The 24,130-nt window shown below is 68.5% G+C and carries 20 protein-coding genes; 15 read left to right on the top strand and 5 right to left on the bottom strand.

All coding sequences use genetic code 11. The features are described from left to right. Nucleotides 1-3 precede the first annotated feature (3 nt). The 3 genes from HDC34_RS13055 to HDC34_RS13045 are packed head-to-tail and all read right to left on the bottom strand — an operon-like array spanning nucleotide 4 to nucleotide 2,635. Nucleotides 4-774 (bottom strand): ABC transporter ATP-binding protein, encoded by a 771-nt coding sequence (locus tag HDC34_RS13055; RefSeq protein ID WP_179557316.1) that lies wholly within the window; start codon nucleotides 772-774, stop codon nucleotides 4-6. Then, on the bottom strand, nucleotides 774-1,613 hold the full coding sequence (locus HDC34_RS13050) for an ABC transporter permease (protein WP_179557315.1): 840 nt from the start codon (nucleotides 1,611-1,613) through the stop codon (nucleotides 774-776). The genes HDC34_RS13055 and HDC34_RS13050 overlap by 1 nt, the downstream gene beginning before the upstream one ends. Before the next feature lie 20 nt (nucleotides 1,614-1,633). Next, complete coding sequence (locus HDC34_RS13045) at nucleotides 1,634-2,635, bottom strand: ABC transporter substrate-binding protein (protein WP_179557314.1); 1,002 nt, start codon at nucleotides 2,633-2,635, stop codon at nucleotides 1,634-1,636. A gap of 208 nt (nucleotides 2,636-2,843) precedes the next feature. Here HDC34_RS13045 and HDC34_RS13040 point away from each other — a divergent pair, with 208 nt between their 5' ends. After that, nucleotides 2,844-4,472, top strand: a complete 1,629-nt coding sequence (locus HDC34_RS13040) for an amidohydrolase (protein WP_179557313.1) — start codon at nucleotides 2,844-2,846, stop codon at nucleotides 4,470-4,472. On the opposite strand, the gene HDC34_RS13035 is transcribed toward HDC34_RS13040, so the two are convergent. Then, the gene (locus HDC34_RS13035) at nucleotides 4,457-5,398 is read right to left on the bottom strand and encodes a LysR family transcriptional regulator (RefSeq protein ID WP_179557312.1); all 942 of its coding nucleotides are present in this window, start codon (nucleotides 5,396-5,398) and stop codon (nucleotides 4,457-4,459) included. The genes HDC34_RS13040 and HDC34_RS13035 overlap by 16 nt on opposite strands. Before the next feature lie 153 nt (nucleotides 5,399-5,551). Between HDC34_RS13035 and HDC34_RS13030 the strand changes: the two genes are divergently transcribed. From HDC34_RS13030 to HDC34_RS13005, 6 genes are read left to right on the top strand one after another with little or no spacing between them, the layout of a single operon-like run. After that, nucleotides 5,552-6,916, top strand: coding sequence for an NAD(P)/FAD-dependent oxidoreductase (locus tag HDC34_RS13030; RefSeq protein WP_179557311.1), 1,365 nt, complete (start codon nucleotides 5,552-5,554; stop codon nucleotides 6,914-6,916). 1 nt (nucleotide 6,917) lies between these two features. Continuing rightward, the gene (locus tag HDC34_RS13025) at nucleotides 6,918-7,364 is read left to right on the top strand and encodes a RidA family protein (protein WP_179557310.1); all 447 of its coding nucleotides are present in this window, start codon (nucleotides 6,918-6,920) and stop codon (nucleotides 7,362-7,364) included. Further along, nucleotides 7,361-8,038, top strand: a complete 678-nt coding sequence (locus tag HDC34_RS13020) for a DUF1028 domain-containing protein (RefSeq protein ID WP_179557309.1) — start codon at nucleotides 7,361-7,363, stop codon at nucleotides 8,036-8,038. Before HDC34_RS13025 ends, HDC34_RS13020 begins: the two co-directional genes overlap by 4 nt. Then, nucleotides 8,035-9,285, top strand: a complete 1,251-nt coding sequence (locus tag HDC34_RS13015) for an amidohydrolase (protein ID WP_308807347.1) — start codon at nucleotides 8,035-8,037, stop codon at nucleotides 9,283-9,285. Before HDC34_RS13020 ends, HDC34_RS13015 begins: the two co-directional genes overlap by 4 nt. After that, nucleotides 9,282-10,769, top strand: a complete 1,488-nt coding sequence (locus HDC34_RS13010) for an aldehyde dehydrogenase family protein (protein ID WP_179557308.1) — start codon at nucleotides 9,282-9,284, stop codon at nucleotides 10,767-10,769. Before HDC34_RS13015 ends, HDC34_RS13010 begins: the two co-directional genes overlap by 4 nt. Then, the gene (locus HDC34_RS13005; RefSeq protein ID WP_179557307.1) at nucleotides 10,766-12,823 is read left to right on the top strand and encodes a primary-amine oxidase; all 2,058 of its coding nucleotides are present in this window, start codon (nucleotides 10,766-10,768) and stop codon (nucleotides 12,821-12,823) included. Before HDC34_RS13010 ends, HDC34_RS13005 begins: the two co-directional genes overlap by 4 nt. A gap of 34 nt (nucleotides 12,824-12,857) precedes the next feature. Here HDC34_RS13005 and HDC34_RS13000 read toward each other — a convergent pair whose 3' ends face one another. Further along, nucleotides 12,858-13,826, bottom strand: coding sequence for an ADP-ribosylglycohydrolase family protein (locus HDC34_RS13000; RefSeq protein WP_179557306.1), 969 nt, complete (start codon nucleotides 13,824-13,826; stop codon nucleotides 12,858-12,860). A 141-nt stretch (nucleotides 13,827-13,967) separates the two neighbouring features. Between HDC34_RS13000 and HDC34_RS12995 the strand changes: the two genes are divergently transcribed. The 8 genes from HDC34_RS12995 (at nucleotide 13,968) to HDC34_RS12960 (ending at nucleotide 24,087) form a co-directional block, all read left to right on the top strand. Next, nucleotides 13,968-14,648: a GntR family transcriptional regulator gene (locus HDC34_RS12995; RefSeq protein ID WP_249312583.1), complete on the top strand. Its 681-nt coding sequence runs from the start codon at nucleotides 13,968-13,970 to the stop codon at nucleotides 14,646-14,648. Continuing rightward, nucleotides 14,645-15,610, top strand: coding sequence for a carbohydrate ABC transporter permease (locus HDC34_RS12990; protein ID WP_218855247.1), 966 nt, complete (start codon nucleotides 14,645-14,647; stop codon nucleotides 15,608-15,610). Before HDC34_RS12995 ends, HDC34_RS12990 begins: the two co-directional genes overlap by 4 nt. Beyond that, entirely contained in the window at nucleotides 15,610-16,431 is an 822-nt protein-coding gene (locus HDC34_RS12985) for a carbohydrate ABC transporter permease (RefSeq protein ID WP_104251358.1), read from the top strand. Before HDC34_RS12990 ends, HDC34_RS12985 begins: the two co-directional genes overlap by 1 nt. A gap of 2 nt (nucleotides 16,432-16,433) precedes the next feature. Further along, complete coding sequence (locus tag HDC34_RS12980; RefSeq protein ID WP_179557304.1) at nucleotides 16,434-19,112, top strand: alpha-L-rhamnosidase; 2,679 nt, start codon at nucleotides 16,434-16,436, stop codon at nucleotides 19,110-19,112. A 66-nt stretch (nucleotides 19,113-19,178) separates the two neighbouring features. Beyond that, a complete protein-coding gene (locus tag HDC34_RS12975; protein WP_104311172.1) occupies nucleotides 19,179-20,441 on the top strand; it encodes an ABC transporter substrate-binding protein in 1,263 nt (420 codons plus the stop codon). A 71-nt stretch (nucleotides 20,442-20,512) separates the two neighbouring features. Continuing rightward, nucleotides 20,513-21,379, top strand: a complete 867-nt coding sequence (locus tag HDC34_RS12970; protein WP_179557303.1) for a dihydrodipicolinate synthase family protein — start codon at nucleotides 20,513-20,515, stop codon at nucleotides 21,377-21,379. A gap of 33 nt (nucleotides 21,380-21,412) precedes the next feature. After that, nucleotides 21,413-22,951 (top strand): sialidase family protein, encoded by a 1,539-nt coding sequence (locus tag HDC34_RS12965; protein ID WP_179557302.1) that lies wholly within the window; start codon nucleotides 21,413-21,415, stop codon nucleotides 22,949-22,951. A gap of 152 nt (nucleotides 22,952-23,103) precedes the next feature. Continuing rightward, complete coding sequence (locus HDC34_RS12960; RefSeq protein WP_179557301.1) at nucleotides 23,104-24,087, top strand: LacI family DNA-binding transcriptional regulator; 984 nt, start codon at nucleotides 23,104-23,106, stop codon at nucleotides 24,085-24,087. Nucleotides 24,088-24,130 lie beyond the last annotated feature (43 nt).

The raw sequence follows: 24,130 nt of genomic DNA, 5'->3' as shown, positions 1-24,130 counted from the left end.
GTCTCAGCCGCGGTGGATGAGGTCGAGGATCTCCGTGTAGTAGCCGTGGAACTCCGGGCTTCCCAGCACGTCGACCTCGCGCGGCCGGGGCAGGTCGATCTCGAACTCGGCGGCGACCTTCCCTGGCCGAGGGGTCATCGCGATAACGCGGTCCGAGAGGAAGACCGCCTCCTCGATGTCGTGGGTGATGAGCATGACGGTCATGCGGTGGCGCTCCCACACCTCGGTGAGGAGCTCCTGCATGGTCCGGCGGGTGAGCGCGTCGAGGGCGCCGAACGGCTCGTCCATCAGGAGCACGTCCGGACCGTAGGCGAGCGAGCGGGCGAGCGCGACGCGCTGCTGCATCCCGCCGGACAGCTGTGCAGGGTACTTCGACTCGAAGCCGGTGAGGCCGACCTGGTCGAGCACATCCCGAGCCCGGTCGATGCGCTGCCGCTTCGTCAGCTCCGCCTCGCCGTCGAGCGCGAACACGACGTTGTCGATGGCGCTGAGCCACGGGAGGAGCGTCGCCTGCTGGAACACGACGCCGCGGTCGCGGCCAGGGCCGAGGATCTCGTGCCCGCTGAGCGAGGCGGTGCCGGCGGTCGGAGCCTCGAGGCCTGCGATGACGGAGAGCAGCGTGCTCTTGCCGCAACCGGATGCCCCGACCACGGAGACGAACTCTCGGTCGCCGAGCACGAGGTCGACGTCAGCGAGCGCCGTCACCTCGCCGAAGCGCTTCGTGACCTCCGAGACGACGACCTTGGGTGCGCGGAGTGCGGTTTCGACGGCCATCAGACACGTCCTTTCAGGTAGCGGAAGAACTGGCGGCCGAGCGCGCGCATGACCTGGTCGAAGACGAGTCCGAGCACTCCGAGCACGATGACGTAGCCGATGATGAGGTCGGTCTCGAGGAAGCGCTGCGCCTGGGTGATGCGGTAGCCCATGCCCTCGGTGGCCGCGACGAGCTCGGCGACGACGAGCCAGGTCCAGGCCCAGCCGAGGCTGATGCGCAGCGCGTCCCAGATCCGCGGGAGGGCGGAGGGGAAGACGATGCGGACGAGGATCTTCGTGCGGCTCAGGCCGAGCGTCGCGCCGAGGTTCTGGTATGACATCGGGACGCGCCGCACGGCGTCGGCGACCATGAGCACCTGCTGGAAGAAGGTGCCGAGGAAGATGATGAGCACCTTCTGCGAGTCGTCGGTGCCGACCCACAGGATCGTGAGCGGCACGAAGGCCACGACGGGCATGTAGCGGATGAAGTCCATGATCGGCTCGATCGCGGCCTCGACCCTCGGGATCGACCCGCACAGCACGCCGATGGGGATCGCGATGACGCTGGCGAGCAGGTACCCGACCATCACGCGGTACGTGCTCACGGCGATGTCGGTCCAGAGCTGGCCGTTCACCGCCTGGTCGATGAGCTTCTCGCCCACGGAGATCGGCGATGGGAGGAAGAGCGGGCGGACGAGGCCGCTCGTGGAGACCGCGGTCCACACGGCGAGGAGGAGGACGAAGGTCACGACGGACGTGACGAGGTACTGGCGCCGGGTCAGCGGCGCTCTGACCGGTTTCCGGCGCGCCCCGGTCGCGGGCCGCGTGCTCGCGACCGGGGTGGTGCTCTGAACTGCCATGGGACTCAGGTCTCCTGTGGTTACTCTGCGCCGACGAACGTCAGGTCGACGATGGACGGGAGGTCGGTGCCGCCTTCGAGGATGCCGATCTCGGCGGCGATCTTGTCGACGCTGGGGAGCACGGTGTTCAGGTAGTTGCCGCCGAGCTCGGTCTGGTTCTGCTCGAGCGAGAAGAACTGCACGCCGTCGAAGGCGGAGTTGAGTGCTTCCACGTCGCTGCCGAGATTCTCGGCGATGATCGCCCTGGCAGCGTCGGTGTCGGACTCGTAGAAGTCGATGGCGGGGCCCCAGGCGTCGACGACGCTCTGGACGGTCTCGCGGTTCTCCTCGAGGTACGTGTTGTCGACGACGAGGACGTCGCTGATGAGTCCGGCGTTCTCGGCCGCCGTGTAGATCTCGGTGATCTCGGGGCTCGAGGTGCGGGCTTCGGAGATGTAGGGCTCGTATGTGACCGCCACTGGGACGCTGCCGCCGATGAGGGCGGTTGCCGCTTCGGATGGGTCCATGGGGACGTGCTCGATGTCGTCGAGGCTGAGGCCGTTCTCCTGCAGCGCGTAGCCGAGGAGGAGGTTGCTCACGGAGCCCTCCTCGAAGGCGATCTGCTTGCCCTTGAGGTCGGCGATGTCGGTCACGCTGCCGTCGGAGAGGATCGCGTCGGCGGTGAGGGAGGCGTCGAGCAGCAGGACGATGCTGACGTCGAGGCCCTGCTCGATGAACTGGAGCGCGGTCTGGCTCGCGACGTTGGCGATCTGCACGCGGTCGGAGGCGAACGCCGCGGTCATGTCCGCGTCGTTGGTGAAGTTGGTGATCTCGACGTCGACGCCGGCATCCTCGAAGTAGCCGTTCTCCTGGGCGATGTACCAGGGCCCGTAGCCGAGCCAGGGCTGGATGCCCATGCCGATCGTCGAGGCCTCCCCGTCGGCGGAGGCTGCGGAGTCGGCGGAGCATGCGGTCGTGGCCAGCAGCGCGGCACTCAGAGCGAGGGCTCCCGCAGTGCGGAGTGCGTTCTTGGTGGTGGTCATGGTGGTCCTTCCGGGACTCGGTTCGCTTGGGGCGGGTTGGGTCAAGAATCGGGAGGCCGCGGAGCACAAGCAAATAGCGAGACACGAATCTTCGCATCTAAAAATACGATGCAATTGCTTAGCAATATCCACGAAATCTATACGAAACACAGCCCGCCCAGGGTGGCCGGTATGGCAGGCCGCCGCGGCCTCCCAAGACGGGAGCACCATGCACGCCACCCTCTTCACGAACGGCCAGCTCTACCTCGGCCGCGGAGTGTTCGCGCACGCTTCGCTGCTGGTCGACGGCGATCGGATCCTGCGAGTCATTGCCGAGGGCGACGAGCTCCCTGCCGCCGAGGAGCTCGTGGATCTCGAGGGCGGCACATTGCTGCCCGGATTCCACGACGCCCACGTCCACCCGCTGCTCGCCGGCATCCAGGCCCTCGGCATCGACCTCAAGCCCGTGCACGACCGAGGCGAGTACCTGGCGCTCATCGCCGCGCACGCCGAAGCGAACCCGAACGCAGACGTGCTGACGGGAGGCGGTTGGTTCGGCGACGTCTTCGCTGACGGGTTCCCCACGGCCGCCGATCTGGACGGCATCGACGATCGGCCCGTGATACTGCACAGCCACGATGCGCACGGCCTGTGGGTCAACACGGCCGCGCTCAGGGCCGCCGGCATCGACGAGACCACCCCCGACCCGGACGGCGGGCGCATCGTGCGCGACGAGAGCGGGCGTCCGACCGGGATGCTCCTGGAATCGGCCGTCGCCCTGGTCGAGCACCTCATCCCGGTGCCGGACAGCACCTGCCTCGAGAGCGCCCTCGAGACGGCGCAACGCGAGCTGCACTCGGTCGGCGTCACGACCTGGCAGGACGCGGCCGTCGGCGAGAGCGACCTCGGCCCCGACCCACTGCCCGCCTACCTCAGCCTGGCCGGCGACGGCCGCCTCACGGCGCGTGTCGTGCTCGCCCAGTGGTGGGACCGCGCACGCGGGCTCGAGCAGCTGGCCGACCTCGAGCAGGTCCGCGCGAGCGCCGCGGCGGCCGGCCTGGATGCCGGCACCGTGAAGGTCATGATCGACGGCATGGTCGAGAACCACACGGCGTCGATGCTGGAGCCGTTCGCCGGCCACCCCGGTGACGTCGGCATCGCGTTCCTCAGCCCGGAGACGCTCATCGAGCTCACCACGGCGCTCGACGCCGCAGGCTTCCAGGTGCACTTCCACGCAGTCGGCGACGCCGCCGCCAGGCACGCGCTCGACGCCGTGGAGGCCGCGATCAGGCACCATGGGCTGCGCGGCAACCGGCACCACGTGGCGCACCTGGACCTGATCGACGTGTCCGACGTCTCCCGCTTCGCGGAGCTGGAGGTGGCCGCGAACGTCACCGCCCTCTGGGCTCGGCGCGACGAGGAGATCGTGCACCGCAAGCTGCCGCTGCTCGGCGCGGAACGCGAGCAACGGCACTTTCCATTCGGCGACCTGCACCGTGCTGGTGCGCGGATCGTGGGTGGCAGCGACTGGCCGGTGACGACGCCCAACCCGCTCTGGTCGATCAGCACCGCCGTCACCCGCCGGGGGCTGGCCGAGGATCCGCACGCGATCGGGGCCGGCGTGCTCGACGATCCGCTGCTGCCGGAGCAGTCGCTCCCGCTCGGCGTGGCCCTCGACGCCTACCTCGCCGACGCGGCCTGGGTGAACCGCCTCGAGACCGAGACCGGTCGCCTCGAGGCCGGCTGCCTCGCAGACCTGGTCTGGGTCGATGCGGATCTCCGCGAGGTCGGCACCTACGGCTCGGCACGCGTTCGTCGCACGTACGTCGGCGGGGAGCTCGTCTACCAGGCCCCTTGAGTGGCTCCCGCCCCGTACTCGGCGACGGAGCGCCGGCACTGCGCGGCGAAGAGCTCCGCCTTCTTGGTGAGCTGCTTCGCGCCGCCTGACCAGGCCAGCACGAGCTCGAGCGGGGGGAGGTTGTCGACGATGTGGAGGTGCCGGAGCTCCCCGCCCGAGTACGTGGATGCGACGCGCGGCTGCTGATTGAGCAGCGTGAAGCCGTGGCCGCTTCCGACCATGGCGCGCACCGCCTCGAAGCTCGCGAAGCGGTAACGCACGTGTGGGCGGAGGCCGGCGCGTGTGAACCATTGGAGGAAGTAGTCGCGGCTCACGGGCATGTCGAGGAGCACCATGGGCAGCTCGGCGAGTTCGGCGAGGCTCACGCTCTCGCGGTCGGCGAGCGGATGGTGCACGCTGACGGCCGCGTACAGCGGCACCTCCGCGAGCACCTCGCGCTCGATGTCGGGAGTCAGGCCCAGGTCGTAGGTGAGGGCGATCTCGATGGCCTGACTGGCCAGCGCATCCGGGACCTTCTCTGCCGTCATCTCAGTGACGTCCACGAGGAGTTCGGGGTGCGCCTCGCCGAGGCCGCTGATGACCGATGGGAGGTAGAACGGGGCGAGGGTGCGGAAGCAGCCCACGGTGAGTCTGCCCGCCGTGTTCTCCGGGCGGAGCGCGCCGAGGGCGTCGTCGACCGAGGCGAGGATGCCGCGAGCGCGGACCAGGAAGTCGGCGCCGGTCGCGGTGAGCTGCAGCCCCTTCGCGCGGCGGCGGATGAGCAGCTGCGCGCCGACCGCGGTCTCGAGGTTGGCGATCGCGGTCGAGACTGCGGATTGCGCGACGAAGAGCTCGTCGGCCGCCCAGGTCATGCTCCCCTGTTCAGCCGCGGCCACGAAGTAGCGGAGCTGGGTGAGGGAGACGTCGGTGCGTCCTGTGGCGCGCATGCGGTTCTCGTTTCGAATGTGTTACGGAGATATTGCGGAGCTCTTGCATCTACATTTTAGATGCTTTGGGCCTGCTGTGGCTATTTGCTTTGCCTCGCGCCGGTTCCGAGACTCGATCTCGACAGAGCCGGACAAGCGAAAGCAGCAGGCAATATGCCAACTTCCCCGCACGACCCCCACACGGATCAGGATCGTCTCCCCCGCGAGCACGTCGACGTGCTCGTCGTCGGCGCAGGACAGGCCGGCGTCGCGATGAGCGAGCACCTCGCCGGGAAGGGCATCAGCCACCTGGTCCTGGAGCGCGATCGAATCGCGGAGCGATGGCGCACCGGCCGGTGGGACTCGCTCGTCGCGAACGGGCCGGCCTGGCATGACCGGTTCCCGAGCCTGGAGTTCCCGAACCTCGCCCCTGACGGGTTCGCCACGAAGGATCAGGTGGCCGACTACTTCGAGGAGTACGTGCAGCGCTTCTGCGGCCCGGTGCGCACGGGCGTCGAGGTGACGGCGGTGCGGCGTCGTCCCGGTTCCCCGGAGTTCGACGTCGACACGTCGGCGGGGCGCATCTCGGCCGGCGCGGTCGTGGCGGCGACCGGGGCCTTCCAGGTGCCGGTGGTTCCGGCGGTCGTCCCGGAGAGCGACGCGATCACCCAGCTGCACTCGGCCGACTACCGAAACCCAGCGCAGCTGCCTGCCGGCGCGGTGCTCGTCGTCGGTGCCGGCTCCTCCGGCGTGCAGATCGCCGCGGAGCTCCGGCGAGCCGGGCGCGAGGTCTTCCTCTCGGTGGGCCCGCACGAGCGGCCCCCGCGCAGCTACCGCGGCCGCGACTTCGTCTGGTGGCTCGGAGTGCTGAACAAGTGGGATGCGTCGACGCCGCCGCTGGGGGCGAAGCACGTGACGATCGCCGTGAGCGGCGCCGACGGAGGGCACACGGTCGATTTCCGCGACCTCGCCGCGGCTGGCATCACGCTCGTGGGGCGCACCGAGTCGGCCGACGGAACGCTGCTGCGGTTCGCGCCTGACCTCGGCGACAACATCGCCAGAGGCGACGCGAACCTGCGTGCGCTGCTCGCAGAGGCGGACGCCTACGTGGAGCGGACGGGCATCGACCTCCCTCCGGAACCGGAGGCACACCTTCTGGGCCCGGATCCCGACTCCGTCACCCACCCGCTGCTGGAGCTCGACCTCGAGGAGGCTGGCGTCACGAGCATCGTCTGGGCCACCGGCTACTCGGCCGACTACTCGTGGCTGCCGGAGGGGGCCGTGGATGAGCGCGGCAAGCCCGTGCACCTGCGCGGCGTCTCGGCGGCCCCCGGCATCTACTTCCTCGGCCTGCCGTGGCAGTCGAGGCGCGGCTCGAGCTTCATCTGGGGCGTCTGGCACGATGCGGGTCACCTCACCGACCACATCGCCATCCAGCGCAGCTACCTCGCCTACTCCCCTGGCGCCGACACCGAACCCGAACCCGTTCCGACCAGACAGGCTCACGCGAGCCACGTCCTCGAGACCCTGGAGCACTGACATGACGACGCACACGCGCATCCGCCCGTTCAACACGAAGGAGACGTACCCCGAACAGGAGCTCGACAACGACCTCTGCCAAGCGGTGGTCGCCGGCGGGGTCGTGTACCTGCGCGGCCAGATCGGCCAGGACCTGGACTCGCGCGAGAGCGTGGGCATCGGCGACGTCGAGGCGCAGGCGGAGAAGGCGATGGCGAACATCGACCTCCTGCTGCGCGAGAGCGGCTCGCAGCTCGCGGACATCGTGAAGGTCGTCGTCTACCTCACCGACATCCGCTACCGCGAGCCGGTCTACCGGGTCATGGGTCGCTGGCTGAAGGGCGTCCACCCGGTGTCGACGGGGCTCGTCGTCGACGCGCTCGCGCGGCCCGAGTGGCTCGTCGAGATCGATGCGACTGCCGTCATCAGTGAGCCGGCAGCGGACGCCGGAATCGAGGGCCCACGATGACGCTCTCGCTCACGGCCAGGTCGTCCGATGGTGCGCTCGGCATCATCATCTCCTCCTCGAGCCCGGCCGTCGCCTCCCGCTGCGTGCACCTGCGGGCTGGGGTCGGCGCATCCGCCTCGCAGAACGTGACCAACCCGGCGCTCGGCGGTGCCGTGCTCGACGCCCTCGAGTCGGGGGCGACAGTGGATGCGGCGCTCGAGGCCGCCCTCGCCGGCGACGAGTTCCCCGACTTCCGCCAGCTGACGGCGGTGGATGCGCTCGGCAGTGTTGCGGTGCGCTCCGGCGCGCGGGCCCTCGGCGTGCACGGCGAGCACGTCGGCGACTCGTGCGTGGCGGCCGGCAACCTGCTCGCGGGCGACGGCGTGCTGGCCGCGATGGTGGCCGGCTTCGAGTCGGCGGACGGGCTGTTCGAGGAACGGCTGATGGCCGGCCTGCGCGCGGCTGCAGACGCCGGTGGCGAGGCGGGCGAGCTGCGCTCGGCGGGCCTCGCGGTCGTCGAGGGGGCTTCCTGGCGCGTCACCGACCTGCGCGTCGACGACCACGATGACCCGGTGGGCGAGCTCGAGCGGCTCGTGCGGCTGTGGCTGCCGCAGAAGGATGCCTACCTGAGCCGGGCCCTCCGGCCAGACGAGGCCCCCTCGTACGGGGTGCCAGGCGACGAGGCGGACGAGTGAGCGCCGCGGGCCGCGCGCCGGGGGCCGTCGATTCAGGTGGCGCCCTCAAGGACGAGGTGCGCGCGCGGGTCGAGGCGGCGAGCGCGCGCATCCTGGGCGTCAGCCACGCGCTGCACGCCGCGCCTGAGGTGGCGTGGCGGGAGCATCGCTCCGCCGAGCTCATCGTGGCGGCGCTCGAGGAGGCGGGCCTCACGGTCGAGACCGGGAGCGCCGGGCTGCCGACGGCGTTCGTCGCGACGGTGGGCGCGGGTCCGCGAACGGCCGCGGTCATCGCCGAGTACGACGCCCTGGCCGGGCTCGGACACGCGTGCGGGCACAACATCATCTCGGCGGCAGCCGTGGGCGCGGCGATCGCGCTCGCCCCCGTAGCCGACGATCTCGGCCTCACCGTGAAGGTCATCGGCACGCCGGCCGAGGAGGGCGGCGGGGGCAAGATCGTCATGCTCGAGCGCGGCGTCTTCGAGGGCGTCGACCTCGCGATGATGGTGCATCCGGGACCGGATGACGCGGCCTGGGCCCGCCCGCGCGCCGTCGCCCACTTCGATGTCGAGTACACGGGGGTCGAGTCGCATGCGTCCGCCTACCCGCAGCTCGGCGTGAACGCGGCCGACGCGTTCACCGTCGCGCAGACGGCGATCGGCCTGCTCCGCCAGCAGCTCCCGGACGGGGTTCGCGTGCACGGCATCGTGCGCGAGGCCGGCACGGCGCCGAACGCGATCCCGGCGATGGCACTCGGCAGCTGGTACGTGCGCGCCGATGATCTCGAGCAGCTCGACGCGCTGTTCCCGCGCGTCGCCGCCTGCTTCGAGGCTGGCGCCCTCGCGACGGGATGCACGATGCGACTCGAGGAGACGAGCGGGCGCTACGCCGAGTTTCGGAACGACGCACCGCTGCTCGGCGCCTTCGCCGAGAACGCGGCAGCGCTCGGCCGGGACATGGACCTGGCCGAGAAGAAGCCGGCGGGCATGAACACGGCGTCGACCGACATGGGCAACGTCTCTCGCCTCGTCCGGTCCATCCACCCGTATCTGGGCATCGACTCGGCGCCGGCCGTCAACCACCAGGCGGCGTTCGCCGCCGCGTCCGCGACTCCGGCCGCAGACCGCGCCGCGCTCGACGGGGCGATCCTGATGGCGCAGACCATCATCGACGACGCGCTCGCACACCTTCCCGCACGAGCGATCGACGGTGCGAGCACCAGCACCAGCACCACGTCAGTGCCCAACTCCGAGGAGCAGTCCGCATGAACGACCTGACCGCCTGGCGGGCGATCGCCGAATCCGTCACCCCGCGCACGCGCCTCTTCATCGGCGGCGAGTTCACCGACGCCGCCTCGGGCGACACGTTCGAGACGTTCAACCCTGCGGACGGCACGGTGCTCGCGACGGTCGCGCGCGGCGCATCCGTCGATGTCGACCGGGCCGTCGCCGCCGCGAGGGCGTCGTTCGAGCGAGGCGTGTGGTCGAGAGCTGCACCCGGTGAGCGCAAGCGCGTGCTGCTCGCGGTCGCGGATGCGATTCGGGCGGCAGCCGACGAGCTCGCCGTGCTCGATTCGCTGGATGGGGGCAAGCTCATCAGCGCGACCTCGACGATCGACGTGCCCGGCACGGCCGCGATCCTGCAGTGGTACGCCGAGGCGATCGACAAGCGCTACGGGGAGGTCGCCCCTGTTGCGGCGCCTGACCTGGCGATCATCACGCGTGAGCCGGTGGGGGTCGTCGGCGCCGTCGTGCCGTGGAACTACCCGCTCGAGACGGCCATGTGGAAGATCGCGCCTGCGCTCGCCGCTGGCAACAGCGTGGTGCTGAAGCCTGCTGAGGAGAGCCCCCTGTCGGCGCTGCGGCTCGCGGAGATCGCGGTCGCTGCGGGGCTGCCGGAGGGCGTGCTGAACGTCGTGTCGGGCCTCGGCGTCGAGGCGGGGCAGGCGCTCGGCCTCCACCCGGACGTCGACGTCATCGCCTTCACGGGATCGACCGCCGTCGGGAAGCGGTTCCTCGAGTACTCGGCTCGCTCGAACATGAAGGCCGTCTGGCTCGAGTGCGGCGGGAAGAGCGCGAACCTCGTGTTCCCGGACGTCGACGACCTCGAGATGGTGGCCGATGCGGCTGCCGCGGGTATCTTCACATGCTCTGGACAGGTGTGCTCCGCGAACTCCCGGCTGCTGGTGCACTCCTCGATCGCGGAGCGCCTCTCGGAGCTGGTCGCGGAGCGCGCCGCCGGCCTCGTCGTCGGCGATCCGCTGGATCCGGCCACGCAGCTGGGTCCGCTCGTGAGCGCGAGGCAGCTCGAGCGCGTGCACGACTACATGGTGTCCGGGAGCGCCGAGGCGCGGCTCGTGACGGGTGGTATGCGTGCTGCGGATGCGAGCGGCGGCTACTTCGCGTCGCCCACCGTGTTCGCGGGCGTGCGACCGGATGCGCGCATCGCGACGGAGGAGATCTTCGGCCCCGTCCTCGCCATCACCGCGTTCGAGACGGAGGCCGAGGCCGTAGCGCTGGCGAACGCGAGCGAGTACGGCCTTGCCGCGTCGGTGTTCACCGACAGCATCCACCGTGCGCATCGGGTCGCGTCGGCCCTCAGGGTGGGCACGGTCTCCGTGAACACGGTCGACGCGCTCGACGTGACGACCCCCTTCGGCGGCGTCAAGCAGTCAGGCAGCGGGCGCGACCTGTCGCTGCATGCGTTCGACAACTACACCTCGCTCAAGACGACCTGGTTCGCCGGCCGATGAGCGCATCCCTCTCCGCGAAAGGCTCCCACATGACGCATCCGCTTGCCCGGCTCAGTGCCGAGGAGATCGACCTGAACCGAGCGCTCGTGCTCGCCGCCGGTCACGACGAAGCCGCGACGGCTTTCATGCTCACGAACCTCGTCGAGCCGGACAAGGCGGAGGTGCTGGCCGGGACGGTGCACGAGCGTCGGGTCGGCAACGTGCTGCTCGATCGGCGCGACGGCACGGTGACGGAGCTGGTGACGGAGCTCACCTCGCCGCGCGTGGCGAGCAGTCGAGTCGTGGATGTGGAGCGGGAGGGGCAGCCGCCGATTGTCGACGAGGAGTTCGACCGGGTCGAGGAGCTGCTTCGCAGGCACGAGGGGTGGGTGGCGGCGATGGCTCGCCGTGGGATCACGGACGTGTCGCTGGTGCGCATATCGGCGCTGTCGGCGGGCCGCTTCGGTCTGCCCGGCGAGGAGGGACGTCGCATCGTGCGGTGCCTGTCGTTCCTGCAGCAGGACCCTGACGACAACGCGTGGGCGCATCCGGTGGACGGGGTGGTCGCGTACCTGGATCTCATCTCGGGCGAGGTGCTGGAGCTCATCGACGACCGCCTCTTCGAGGTGCCGGCGCGGCGTGAGAACTACCACCTGGAGGCGGAGCGGCCGGCGGCCCGGACGACGCAGAAGCCGATCGTGATCACGCAGCCGGAGGGGCCGAGCTTCGCGGTCGACGGTGATGTCGTGGAGTGGGAGAAGTGGCGCTTCCGCATCGGCTACAACCAGGTGGAGGGGCTGACGCTGCACGAGATCGGCTTCACCGATGGCGGGCGTCTTCGGCCGATCGTGTACCGCGCGTCGATCGCGGAGATGGTGGTGCCGTACGGCGACCCGAGCCCGGTGCGGTTCTGGCAGAACTACTTCGATGCTGGCGAGTACTCGCTCGGCAAGGTCGCGAACTCGCTGGAGCTGGGCTGCGACTGCCTGGGCGAGATCCGCTACTTCGACGCGACGATCGCGGCGACGGATGGCCGGCCGCGCACCATCCGGAACGCGATCTGCATGCACGAGGAGGATGCGTCGATCCTGTGGAAGCACAGCGACGAGTACACGCATTCGAGCGATGTGCGGCGGAACCGGCGCCTGGTGGTGTCGTTCTTCATCACGGTTGGCAACTACGACTACGGCTTCTACTGGCACCTGTACCTCGATGGGCGCATCGAGTTGGAGTGCAAGGCGACGGGGGTGGTGTTCGCGTCGGCGTTCCCCGGTCCGCTCGAGGATGGCGGCGAGTATCCGTGGGCGTCGGAGATCGCCCCGGGTGTGGGGGCTCCCTACCACCAGCATCTGTTCTCGGCGCGACTGGATATGACGGTCGACGGTGTCGAGAATGCGGTGGAGGAGCTGGCTGCGCAGCGGGTGCCGATGGGTGAGGGCAATCCGTACGGCAACGGGTTCACGTTGGCGACGACGCGGTTGAGGTCGGAGTTGGAGGGCGTGCGCGAGGCTGACGGCAAGCGGGGCGTAGTGTGGCGGGTCATCAATCCGGAGTCGCTGAACTATGTGGGCCAGCCGGTCGGCTACGTGCTGCGCCCGGAGGGGCAGCCGAGTCTCCTCGCCGATCCTGCGTCGTCGATCGCGCGGAGGGCGGCGTTCACGACGAAGGACCTGTGGGTGACGAGGTACAGCCCGACGGAGCGTTTCCCTTCGGGCGAGCTGGTGAACCAGAACGACGGGTTCGGCACGATCGATGGCTGGGTGGCGCGGGACGCTGACATCGATGGGCAGGACATCGTGCTGTGGCACACGTTCGGGCTCACCCATTTCCCGCGCACCGAGGACTGGCCGATCATGCCCGTCGATTCGACGGGGTTCAGTCTCGTGCCGCACGGGTTCTTCGACAGGAACCCAACGCTGGACGTGCCGGAGCCGATGAAGGCGCACGGGGCGGTGAGCTCCTGCTGCGCTGCGGAGGAGGCCGGCGGCCGGGATACGGCGGGCGGGTCGGGTGAGCCGGGTGGATCCGGGGAGGCGGGTGGGTGCTGCGGGGCGGGGCCGGTCGCGCACGGGTAGCGGGGCGCGGGTGGCCGGGGCGGGGCGGGGCGGGTCAGTTCGCGCTTTTCGAGCCCGCTGGGGTTGCGGTGGCCGCGTCGCTGAGGTCTCTGAGGTCCGCGGCGCGGAGGCCGGGCCACCCGTGGTTCGGCTCTGTGAGTGGCCCTGGGAGGGCTTCCGCGCCGTAGACGGCTCCGGCGAGTGACCCGGCGATGGCGGCGACGGTGTCGGTGTCGTTGCCTCCGCGGACGGCGCGTTCGACTGCATCCACTGCTGACGTGGCACCGGTGATCGCGGCGAGTGCGCCTTGGAAGGCGCGGACGACCCAGCCGTTCTGTTCGGAGAAGTCGCGCGGGCGCGCGCCGGGCGCGAGCGCTTCCTCGGTGAAGCCGCGCCACCGGTCGCGGCGCTCGCCGGGGATGGCGTCGAGCTGGCCGAGGACGTCGAGTTCGCCGGTGCGGATGGCGTGGCGGATGCTGAGGCACCAGAGCACGCAGGCGTCGGCGTTGTCGTCTGCCCAGTGGGTGAGCTGTGCGATGCGGGTGGCGGCGTCGACGAGGTCGCGCTCTTGGCCGTCGGCGAGGTAGCCGAGGGCAACGGGGCCGGTGCGCATGAGGGCGCCGTTGCCGCCGCTTCGGCCAGCGCGCAGGTGGACGTCGCGGGCGGCGCCGCGGGCTCGGTCTTCTGTGATCTCTCCTTCGAGGGCGGACAGCACGGTGCGCGTCTGCGCTCCGACGTCTTTCGCGTCTCGAGCCCACTCGCGCCAGGCGACGACGATTCGTGCGAGCACGTGGGCGTCGTTCAGCGACTCCCCCGCCGCGAGGGCCTGGAGGATCGGCATGGCCATGGAGGTGTCGTCGGTCCACTCGCCGGCCCCGTGGCCGAACACGCCGACGCCGTAGGAGATAGGCGTCGCGTCCGTGAGCGGCGGCCCGAACTCGTACTGCGAGCCGAGGGCGTCGCCGACAGCGGATGCGAGGACGGCGCCGCGTGCGCGGTCGAGCTGGGGTGCGGTGAGGGGCATGCCTGAAGTCTGCCCCCTCCGGCACATCCGACGCTGAACCGAGGCGTCTTGGCTCTCGTTTGCTCGACCCTCTTGACTCTTGTAATCGGTTGCAGTTAACTGTCAATCGTTAACGGTCCACGAAGGAGTGACGTTGTGACGATGAAGCCCACCCGAGCGCCAGCTCTCGGCGAACAGCTCGCTGCAGTGCTGCGCGACCAGATCGTGCGCCGCCAGCGACAGCCAGGTACGCACCTCGTTGAGGATGCGCTCGCGCAGGAACACGACGTGAGTCGCGGACCGGTGAGAGATGCCCTTCGACTCCTCGAAGCCCAGGGGTTGGTCGAGTCGCGTCGCCGCGGTTTCTTCGTCGTCGGCCTCACCCAGGACGACATCAACGACCTCTATGAGCTGCGCGAATCGATCGAGATCACGGCCTGCCTCCGCGCGATCGAGCACGTCACCCCCACGCAGATCGCGGAGGCCCGGGAGATCGTGGCCGAGATGGTGAAGCACGCCGAGAAATCGGCGGCGGATGATTTCGCGGAAGCCGACATGCGCTTCCATGCGCTGCTCTACGTCATGGGCGGCAACCGCCGTCTCCAGGACGTCTGGGTCGCTCACGAGTCCGTCTTCGCGAGCCTCATGCAGCTCACCGTGGAGGAGGACGTGGACCTGCGTCCATCAGCACTCGACCACGGCCGACTCGTCGACCTGATCGAGCTGGGGGATTCGAAGGAACTCGAGTCCGAGCTGCGCGAACACCTCGATGGCGCACGCACACGCATGGCGCACGCAGTGCGACTGCTCGCAGACGGACCTCAGAACGAGATCGCGTCGTGAGCGCCCCCGACACCACGGTGGCGACGCTCCCGGCGAGCACCCCCGATACCGTGGCTGAGCCCCTGCCCGCGAGCACCCCCAAGCGGAAGTTCGTGGCGGTCGGTCGCTCGAAGATGCTGCTCGTCTTCGCCATCCCGGCGCTGGTCTTCTACGGGTTCGCCGTCGTGGCGCCTTCGCTCCGCGGCGCCGTCCTCGCGTTCACCAACTGGGACGGCCTCTCCCAGTCCTACGACTTCGTGGGCATCGACAACTTCGTGCGCATCTTCACGACGCAGAGTTCACTCGATGCGCTGAAGATGACGCTGATCTTCGCCCTCGCGGTCACGGTACTGCAGAACCTGATCGGCCTCCTGCTCGCGCTCGGCGTGAACAGCGGACTCAAGTCGCAGAACTTCCTCCGCGTCCTCTTCTTCGCACCCGTCGTCATCACACCGGTTGTCGTCGCCTACCTCTGGAAGTTCCTCCTGGCACCCGACGGTGCCGTCAACGCCCTGCTCGGCGGGGTGGGCCTCGGAGAAAGTGCCCCGAGCTGGCTCGGCGATCCCTTCTGGGCGTCCGTCTCGGTCATCGGGATGATCGTGTGGCAGCACGCCGGCTACTCGATGGTGATCTACCTGGCTGGCCTGCAGTCCATCCCCCAGGAGGTCAACGAGGCAGCCGCGATCGACGGCGCCGGCGCCTGGCAGCGCTTCTGGTACGTCACTCGCCCCCTGCTCGGTCCCGCGCTCGCCATCAACATCATGCTGACGATCATCGGCGGGCTCAAGATGTTCACCGAGGTGTTCGTACTGACCGCTGGCGGCCCGGGTGGGTCGACCGAGACTCTGTCGACGTTGCTCTACAAGTCGGCCTTCCAGTTCAACGAGTTCGGCTACGGCATCTCCATGGCGCTTGTGCTCGCCGTCGTCGTCGCGATCTTCTCCGTCGGCCAGCAGCGTCTGTCCAGGAAGGCGAACAGCTGATGTTCCGATACTCGAAGGCGACCTTCGCCCGTGAAGTCGTCATGCTCGCCCTCGCGGTGGTCTTCGTCTTCCCCGTCTACATCCTCGTCAACATGGCGCTCCGCCCATCCGGCGACACATCATCTCCGCTGCTCCCACCAACCCAGCCCACGTTCGGGAACTTCATCGAGGCCTGGAACCAGGCGGGACTCGCGTCGGCGCTGCTCAACAGTGCGATCGTGACGGTCACGAGCGTCGTGCTCATCGTCGCGATCTCCGCCATGGCCGCATACCCGCTCGCACGAGTGCTGTCCAAGCTCTCCACTGCCCTCTTCTGGGTGGTCCTCGTCGGCATGATGATTCCGTTCCAGGTGGCTCTGATTCCGCTCTACCAGACGATGAGGGACCTCGGCCTCCTCGGCTCTCTCTTCTCGCTCATCCTCTTCTACACGGGCAGCCAGGTGCCGTTCTCCGTCTTCCTCTACACGGGCTTCCTCCGAACCCTCGATCGAGACTATGAGGAGGCCGCCGCCATCGACGGGGCCGGTCCAGTTCGCACCTTCGTGAGCATCGTCTTCCCCTTGCTCCGCCCGATCACCGGCACCGTGATCATCCTCAACGCCATCACCATCTGGAACGACTTCTTGGTGCCGCTCCTCTACCTCAGCGGCACGCCCCAGCAGACAGTCCCCGTCGCGCTCTTCGCGTTCGTCGGTCAGTTCGTCTCCAACTGGCCAGTGGTCTTCGCGGGCCTCATCATCAGCGTCCTACCCGTGCTGACGGTCTACTTCCTCATGCAGAAGCAGATCATCAAGGGCTTCGCAGGAGGGCTGAAGGGATGAGCGTGGCAGCGTACGACCTCAGCGTCGACGGCCAGCGCGAGCCGCAGGGCATCGTCACCTCCCCCACATTCTCGTGGCGACTCCGCTCGGCCGACCGCGGCTCGCGGCAGCTGGCCTACCGCATCCGTGTCGACGCACTGCTGCCCGGTGGGCGGGTGCGAGTCTGGGAATCGGGGCGCGTCGAGACGATCGAGACGACCGCGGCACGGTATCGCGGTTACCCGCTGTCAAGCTCCGCCGCCTACGAATGGACGCTCGACATCGAGGATGCGACGGGCGAGACCTCCACGACGACGAGTCGCTTCGCCACCGGCATCGTGCATCCGGATGAGTGGAGCGCCGCCTGGATCGGCAAGAACCCTGTATTCCGGAAGACCGCCGTGCCGCCGCAGGACACGGACATCAGCTTCACCGTCAACAAGCTGCAGCCGGTTCGGCGCTTCGTCCGCCACTTCCAGCTCGACGCGGTTCCAGAGTCCGCAAGAGTTCACGCGTCAGCCCGCGGCATCTACCGTCTCTACGTGAACGGCACGAGAGTCGGCACCGACGAGCTCGCGCCCGGCTGGACCGAGTACCGCGACCGCATCACGTACCAATCCTGGGACGTCTCTGGGCTGCTCCGAGTCGGCCAGAACAGCATCGCTGCCCTCCTCGGCGACGGCTGGTACGTCGGCTTCATCGGCACGGATCGCCGACACCAGGCTCAGCACTACGGCAAGGAGCCTGCGCTGCTCGTGCAGCTCATGCTCGATGCCGCGGATGGCGGCCGCAGCGTCATCGCCACCGACGACTCCTGGCGCGAGGCTCCGAGCGAGATCATCTACGCGGACCAGCTCATGGGCCAGTACGAGGACTCCAGGCACGAAGAGCCCGGTTGGTATCTTCCCGGAAGCGATCTCGAGGGGTGGTCGAATGCTGTCGTCGTCGACCACGATCACTCAAAGCTCACGCCGGAGGTCGACCCCGGGGTCCGGCGGACCATGACGCTGAAGGCAGTGTCGGTCACGGAACGTGAGCCGAGGCGGCACATCGTCGACTTCGGACAGAATCTGGTCGGCCGCGTGTCACTGACCGTGCGAGGACAGGCGGCAGGCACGCGCATCCAGCTGAACCACGCCGAAGTCCTGGACGCCGGGGAGCTGTACACGGCCAATCTCCGAACCGCGGAGCCAGTCGACGTGTTCTGGACCAACGGGGCCGCTGAGCAGACGTTCGAGCCACGCTTTACACTCCACGGCTTCCGGTTCGCCGAAGTCCAAGGCCTGGACGGCGACCTCGATCCTGCCGACATCTCGGCTGTCGTCCTCCACAACGGCTTCGACATCATCGGCGAGTTCGCCTCGTCGAGCCCGGCCCTGGACAGGCTCTTCCAGAACATCGAATGGGGGCTGCGCGGCAACTTCGTCTCCATTCCCACCGACTGCCCGCAACGCGACGAACGCCTCGGCTGGCTCGCAGACGCGCAGGTCTTCGCGCCGACAGCTCTCGCCATCGCCGATGTCGCGCCTCTGCTTCGCCGATGGATGCGGGATGTGCGGAGCGCGCAGAGCGACGACGGGGCGTTCCCCGACATCGCGCCGCACCTCATCCACCTCCGGGAAGGAGCCCCGGCTTGGGGTGACGGCGGCGTCACCATCCCCTGGAACATCTACCGGGCGACCGGCGACGACGTCATCCTGCGGGAATCGGCAGAGTCGATGATCGCCTGGGTCCGGCACATCGAGCGGCACAACACGGACCTCATCTGGCGAAACCAGGTAGGCAACAACTACGGCGACTGGCTGCAGGTCGGGGCGGAGACTCGCAAGGATCTCCTGGCCACGGCGTACTTCGCGTACAGCACAGATCTGACGGCGCGCTCCCTGCGCGTGCTCGGCCGGACGGAAGAGGCCGATGAGCTCGAGTCGCTGCACGCCCGCATCGTCGAGGCGTATCGGAACGAGTTCGTCGAAGCCGACGGAACCGTCGCCGGCGACACTCAGGGTGCCTATCTCCTGACGCTCGCCTTCGACCTCCACGCCGACGAGGCGGAGCGTGGGCGCATCGCAGACAGGCTCGTGGAAGCTGTCGTCCGCGCGGGCACGACACTCACGGCGGGGTTCGTCACGGTTGGCCTGCTCTGTCCGATCCTCGCCGAGATCGGCCGTGAGGATCTCGCCTTCCAGCTGCTGCACAACGAGCAGTACCCGTCCTGGCTCTACTCCGTCAAGAACGGGGCGACCACGATCTGGGAACGCTGGGACGGCTGGAGCTCAGAAGGTGGCTTCCAATCGGCACGGATGAACAGCTTCAACCACTACTCGCTCGGCTCGGTCGGCGAGTGGTTCCTCTCCGGGATCCTCGGCATACGCCAGTCCGAGACCTCGGCCGGGTTCCAGCAGCTGGCGCTCGCGCCACGATTCGACCCCCATCTTGATCACGCGACCGGTGCCCTCGAGACACCACGAGGTCGAGTCGAGAGCTCCTGGGGACGGGATTCGAACGGGATCACCTGGCAGGTCACGGTTCCGCCGGGGCCCGCCGCTACCGCACAGCTTCCCTGCACATCCGATTCGACGATCACGGAAGGAGGTATCGAGATCAGCCGGTCCACGGGCATCACCGTGACCGAGCTCGGCTCGGCGTGCACAACGCTGCAGCTCGAACCGGGCACCTACTCATTGCAGTTCCCCGTCGACTGACGTCGGCCCCCTCCCCTCCCCCTCTCAGGCTGATTTCGTTTCGGCCTTCTCTGGAGCCCCATAACCATGAAAATGCGCAACATCGCCGCTGTCGCCGGTGTCAGCATCGCTGCCCTCGTCCTCGCGGGCTGCTCGAACTCCGCACCCGCCGAGGGTTCGATGGAGCCAACTGACGCTCTCAACATCGCCACCACCTCGAATAACCAAGCTCCCATGGAGGCGGTTGTCGCCGCCTACGAGGAGAAGACCGGAATCGAAGTCAACGTCACGGTCGCCGACACCTCGCAGTACCAGACGACGTTGCGAACGCAGCTCTCCAGCGGAACCGCTCCTGACGTCTTCACCGTCTGGGCCGGTGGCGGAAACCCCGGCGCCATCGATGTCCTGCAAGGCGCCGGCTACCTCGCGGATCTCTCCGATCGCGACTGGGTGGGCACCGTCGACCCGGGCACGGCTGAGACGCTGCAGATCGACGGAGGCACCTACGGCCTTCCGTCGAAGCTCGACGCCGTCGGGGCGATCTACAACACCGCGACCTTGAGCGAGCTCGGCCTCGAAGCTCCGACGACCTATACGGAGCTGCTCGACTACTGCGCCGATGTGAAGGCGCAAGGCAAGGTCGCGTTCGCACTGGGCATCCAGACCGATTGGGTGACGCAGCTCATCCCGTACGCACTCGTCGCGAACACGGTCTACGGCGAGACTCCCGAATTCGATGCGAGCCTCGCAGACGGCTCCGCCACCTTCGCGGATTCCGGCTGGAAGTCCGCCTTTGACAAGTACCTCGAGATGGATGAGGCCGGCTGCTTCAACGAGGATCCCCTCGGCACCGACGTCACCGCCTCGTACAACCTCGTGGCCACCGGCGAAGCGGTCGGTGTCGTGCAGGTGCTCGCCTCGTACCCGCAGCTCGCATCCGCGTCACCGGAGGGCACCGAGTTCGGCTTCTTCGCCCTCCCCGGCGATGACTCGGGCACGACGGCCATCCCGCGCGGCATCGGTGTCGCCTTCGCCGTCAACGAGGGAGCAGCCAACAAGGCGAACGCGCTGGAGTTCGTCGACTGGCTTGCAACTCCGGAGGCGACAAGCGTCTGGTTCGACACTGCACCCGGCCTCCCGGCCGTGACGAACACCGATGTCGAGCTCGACCCCGTGCTCCAGGGCGCCGCCGATGTCATCGATTCGGGCGAGACCGCACCGATGCCAGACCAGGGCTGGCCGAACGCCAAGGCGCAGTCGGCGCTGTTCATCGGCACCCAGCAGCTGTTCTCCGGCCAGGCCGACCCAGATGCCGTACTCCAGTCGATGGATCAGGCGTACTCCAGTTGACCCCAAGACTCCGGACGCGATCAGCGATCGCGTCCGGAGCCCGGCCATACCCCCTCAGCAGAAAGCGACCCATGTCCTCGCACGACATCATCACCGCAGTCCCCCTCGCCTTCGACGAAAGCGACGGGCTCGATCTCGCCGGGTGCCGACGCATCCTCGACTACGTCGCAGCATCCGGCGTGCAGGGTGCGCTTGTACTCGGCACGACGGGAGAGTTCCCGGCGCTCTCGATCGAGGAGCGCAACGCCGTCGCGCGACTCTCGGTCGAAGTGCTGACCGATATCCGCGTCATCGTGCACGTCGGAGCAGCGAGCCGTTATGAGGTCACGCAGCTCATCGCCGGCGCGCGTGCGGCGGGCGCCAAGGAAATCGCAGTCCTGACGCCGTATTACCTGCCCGCCCACCCAGACGAGGTGTACAGCTTCTTCCGCGATGTGGTCACCGAGGCCGACGGGCTCGACGTCTACGTGTACATGTTCGAGGCGCGGACCGGGATCCCCGTCGACCAGGAGCTGCTGCTTCGCCTCAGCACCCTGCCCGGGGTAGTCGGCGTCAAGGTGAGCGGTGAAGCGCTCGGGCTCATCACCTCGTTCCGAAGCGAGCTTCCCGAGGAGTTCCGGATCTACACGGGCTCCGACGGCGACTTCGCGCGCGCGGGTGCCGCCGGCGCCGACGGTGTCATCTCCGGGGTGGCCTCCGCCTTCTCCCGCCCGTTCGTGCGGATGCGAGACGCGCTGATCGACGAAGACGAGGCACGCATTGCGAGCATCCAACCCGACATCGACGAAGCCGTCGCGGCGATTGACGGCTCTCCAGCCCGGATGCGTGCAGTGCATCGCATTGCGGGCCACAACGTAGGTGGTCGACGCATGCCCATCCAGGAACCGGATGAGGTCACCGTCGCACGCCTCCGCCGCGCAGTCGCGCGGTTCCACTAGAAGCACGATCCCCACACCGAAAAGAAGGATGCAATGACGCTCCCCCAAACCCGGCACCGCGCCCCTGTCTTGATCGGCGGCTCTCTGCTCAGCGCGTTCGCGCTCACCGCAGGTATCGCCGTGGGCCCAGCCCTCGCGGACACCACCGAGCCACCGACCACGATCGGCGTCACCGAAGGCCTGATCGACACCACGGATCTGAATGCGCTCGGCCTCCCCCAGGCAGAGAACGCCGAGACCGTGACCATCTTCGAGCCTGGCGACGACGACGCGAAGTTCAACCACGGGACGGTGCTCATGCCGTTCAAGGACCGCCTCTACGCGCAGTGGCAGTCGTCGGCGCTCGACGAGGACGCCCCCGAGACGATCGTCACGTACAGCGTGAGCGACAACGGCAGCGAGTGGTCGGCACCGATTCCGCTCACCGAGCCCCGCGACGACGGGTACACGTCGAACGGCGGCTGGTGGACAGACGGAGAGACGCTCATCGCGTACCTGAACGTCTGGCCGGCAGCGCTCGAACCTCGCGGCGGGTACACCGAGTACGTCTCCAGCACCGACGGTGTCACCTGGTCGGAGCCACAGCGTGTGACGGACGAGGCCGGCGAGCCGGTGCTCGGCATCATCGAGCAGGACGTCAAAGCCCTGCCGAGCGGCCGCCTGCTGACCGCATTCCATGTCCAGCCAGGCCTCCACGTGAAGCCGTACTACACGGACGACCCCACCGGCGTGAGCGGCTGGACTCAGGGTGAGTTCGAGAACCAGCCCTACCTCGAGAACGAGATGTCGCGCGAGCTGGAGCCGAGCTGGCACGTCGCGGCAGACGGATCCATCTTCATGACCTTCCGCGACCAGGGCGGCAGCACGATGTTCAAGCTCGCCTCGAAGAGCGAGGACGACGGCGAGACGTGGTCTCAGGCCGTCGTCACGAACGTGCCTGATTCGCGAACGAAGCAGAGCGCGGGCAACCTGCCCGACGGCACCGCGTACCTGACGGGGAGCCTGACCGGCACGAAGACCCGCTACCCGCTCGTCATCGTGCTGAGCGCCGACGGTGTGACCTTCGACCAGGGCTTCGTGATCCGCGACTCGGCCGACCTGCAGCCGAAGCGCTATGAGGGCAAGTCCAAGAACCCGGGCTACAGCTACCAGAAGAGCCTCGTCTGGGGCGACTCGCTCTACGTCTCCTATGGCACCAACAAGGAGGACGTCGAGTTCTCGCGCATCCCGCTTGCCGACCTCGAGCTCGGTGCGACCCCGGGTGTCACTTCCACGCCGACGGCACCGGCGACCACGGCACCGACGACGACCCCCACGGATGCTCCGGTTGTCCCCGTCCCGACCGACGCTGAGGCGACCGTCTCACCGACGGCCACCACGTCAGCTACCGCTGCGCCTGTGACGACGGCCACGCCCTCGTCGACTGGCAGCGCGACAGCCGACGGGACCGACTCGCTCGCGACGACCGGCGGCGAGGTTCCCTGGCTGGGAGCCGCCTCCGCGCTCGCTCTTGTCCTCATCGGCGCTGCGGCGCTCCTGCTCCGCCGCCGCAAGGCCGCGAGCAGCGAGTAACCAGCGAGTAACCGGAACGACGAGGAGCGGAACACATGGAGTCGGGCGGCCTGCGCACGCGCACCTCTTCGGTGCGCAGGCCGGCCCGGCGAACTCGAACGCCGCGTCCGCTGTCTCCGTGCCACCCCCGCGAAATCGATTACTGTGCTGACATGTCGACGATCTATGACGTCGCGAAACTCGCCGGAGTCTCGACGGCCACGGTCTCGCGTGTGTTCAACGGAGCGAGCGTCTCCGCACCGAAAGCCGAAGCGGTCAGGTCCGCCGTGAAGGAACTGAACTTCACGCCGAATCGAGTGGCGCGCAACCTACGCCGACGGGAGTCCGAGACGATCGCGCTCATCATCCCCGACGTGCAGAACCCCTACTTCACCGAGATGGTCCGTGGGGTCGAGGACGTCGCGTCGGAGGCTGGCTACTCCGTCGTGCTCTGCAATTCCGACGGCCGCCTCGATAAGGAGGCGCGCTATCTGCAAGTCAGCGGATGGGAGTCGATGGCGGGGGTCATCATCGCCCCGGCCTCGGCGTCAACCCGACTGGACGAGATGCTCGCCACGAACCGACCCGTCGTGATCGTCGACCGCCGCACCGCACACGACGCCGACCTCGTCGTGATGGATAACCGGGCAGCAGGGGCGGCCGCGACCGAGGAACTCGTTGCGGCCGGGTTCACGCGCATCGCGCACATCGCGGGCCCGGCGGACATCGACACGGCGCTCGAACGGGCTGAGGGTTGGCGGGCCGCGCTTGGGGCGTCTCCATTGGACGTGGATGAGAACCTCCTCCGGTTCTCGACGTTCCACGTCGACGGCGGCCGCGCCGCGATGAGCGAATTGCTCGATCTGCCGGAGCCACCGGATGCCGTCGTCGCAGGCAACAACCTGATCGGCGTCGGGGCAATTCAGCTGCTCGGCGAACGAGGACTGACCCCGCCGACCTTCGGCGTCGCCGTCATCGGCTCGCTGCCGTTCAGCACGATCTCACCCAGCGCCGTGACGATCGTGCGGCTCGCCGCCCAGGAGATGGGCAGCGTGGCCGCGCGCGTGCTCATCGAGCGGATCGCCGGAGATGAGCGCCCGATTCAGACGGTCGTGCTGCCTCACACCGTCCAACGGGCCGCCGCAGCTCGCGACTGACCTGCGACCAACGGCCTGCCCGCCTCTCTTTCCCCACCAATTT

It is taken from the genome of Pseudoclavibacter sp. JAI123 (genome assembly GCF_013409665.1).
Classification (GTDB): Bacteria; Actinomycetota; Actinomycetes; order Actinomycetales; family Microbacteriaceae; genus Pseudoclavibacter.
This window is presented reverse-complemented; position numbering and strand designations above follow the sequence as displayed.

Bases quoted from the DNA above. Each gene is read 5' to 3' on its own strand.
- HDC34_RS13040 (WP_179557313.1), top strand. From the start codon at position 2,844: ATGCACGCCACCCTCTTCACGAACGGCCAGCTCTACCTCGGCCGCGGA.
- HDC34_RS13025 (WP_179557310.1), top strand. From the start codon at position 6,918: ATGACGACGCACACGCGCATCCGCCCGTTCAACACGAAGGAGACGTAC.
- HDC34_RS13005 (WP_179557307.1), top strand. From the start codon at position 10,766: ATGAGCGCATCCCTCTCCGCGAAAGGCTCCCACATGACGCATCCGCTT.
- HDC34_RS12965 (WP_179557302.1), top strand. From the start codon at position 21,413: ATGACGCTCCCCCAAACCCGGCACCGCGCCCCTGTCTTGATCGGCGGC.
- HDC34_RS13035 (WP_179557312.1), bottom strand. From the start codon at position 5,398: ATGCGCGCCACAGGACGCACCGACGTCTCCCTCACCCAGCTCCGCTAC.
- HDC34_RS13030 (WP_179557311.1), top strand. From the start codon at position 5,552: ATGCCAACTTCCCCGCACGACCCCCACACGGATCAGGATCGTCTCCCC.
- HDC34_RS12985 (WP_104251358.1), top strand. From the start codon at position 15,610: ATGTTCCGATACTCGAAGGCGACCTTCGCCCGTGAAGTCGTCATGCTC.
- HDC34_RS13020 (WP_179557309.1), top strand. From the start codon at position 7,361: ATGACGCTCTCGCTCACGGCCAGGTCGTCCGATGGTGCGCTCGGCATC.
- HDC34_RS13045 (WP_179557314.1), bottom strand. From the start codon at position 2,635: ATGACCACCACCAAGAACGCACTCCGCACTGCGGGAGCCCTCGCTCTG.
- HDC34_RS13055 (WP_179557316.1), bottom strand. From the start codon at position 774: ATGGCCGTCGAAACCGCACTCCGCGCACCCAAGGTCGTCGTCTCGGAG.
- HDC34_RS13000 (WP_179557306.1), bottom strand. From the start codon at position 13,826: ATGCCCCTCACCGCACCCCAGCTCGACCGCGCACGCGGCGCCGTCCTC.
- HDC34_RS12970 (WP_179557303.1), top strand. From the start codon at position 20,513: ATGTCCTCGCACGACATCATCACCGCAGTCCCCCTCGCCTTCGACGAA.
- HDC34_RS12975 (WP_104311172.1), top strand. From the start codon at position 19,179: ATGAAAATGCGCAACATCGCCGCTGTCGCCGGTGTCAGCATCGCTGCC.
- HDC34_RS12960 (WP_179557301.1), top strand. From the start codon at position 23,104: ATGTCGACGATCTATGACGTCGCGAAACTCGCCGGAGTCTCGACGGCC.
- HDC34_RS13010 (WP_179557308.1), top strand. From the start codon at position 9,282: ATGAACGACCTGACCGCCTGGCGGGCGATCGCCGAATCCGTCACCCCG.
- HDC34_RS13050 (WP_179557315.1), bottom strand. From the start codon at position 1,613: ATGGCAGTTCAGAGCACCACCCCGGTCGCGAGCACGCGGCCCGCGACC.
- HDC34_RS12995 (WP_249312583.1), top strand. From the start codon at position 13,968: ATGAAGCCCACCCGAGCGCCAGCTCTCGGCGAACAGCTCGCTGCAGTG.